This window comes from Thioclava sp. UBA3469, assembly GCF_002378135.1.
GTDB classification, from domain to species: domain Bacteria; phylum Pseudomonadota; class Alphaproteobacteria; order Rhodobacterales; family Rhodobacteraceae; genus Thioclava; species Thioclava sediminum.
This window is the reverse complement of sequence record NZ_DFRG01000238.1, coordinates 4,156-4,447: the sequence shown is the minus strand read 5'-3', so window position 1 is coordinate 4,447 and position 292 is coordinate 4,156. Positions and strand designations below refer to the sequence as shown.

At 67.5% G+C, this 292-nt stretch carries 1 protein-coding gene; it reads right to left on the bottom strand.

From position 1 onward, the window contains the following. On the bottom strand, positions 1 to 292 hold a 292-nt coding region (locus tag B3D39_RS16985; RefSeq protein ID WP_414718023.1), incomplete at both ends, for an SDH family Clp fold serine proteinase.

The following is a 292-nucleotide window of genomic DNA, read 5'->3' as shown; positions in this document are numbered from 1 at the left end:
GCGGCGCGCCTCGCGTTCTCGCGGCACGGGCAGATATTCGACGCCGCCGCCCTGCCGCCGCACAGGCTGCGGGTAAAGCGTCATCAGTTCCAGGACTTCCTTGGGCATGTCCGTTCCGACGGGCAGGCCCAGCTCGCGTGCCTCATCGGCGGAGATCGGATAATCATGGGTCCAGGTGCCGGTCGCCAGTTTCGCCGCCACATCCGCCGCCCGGGCCTCATCCATTTTGTCCGAGAGAAGCCGCTTCGCGAAGGCCTCGATCTGCGCGATGGCCTTGCGACCGACATCGGCC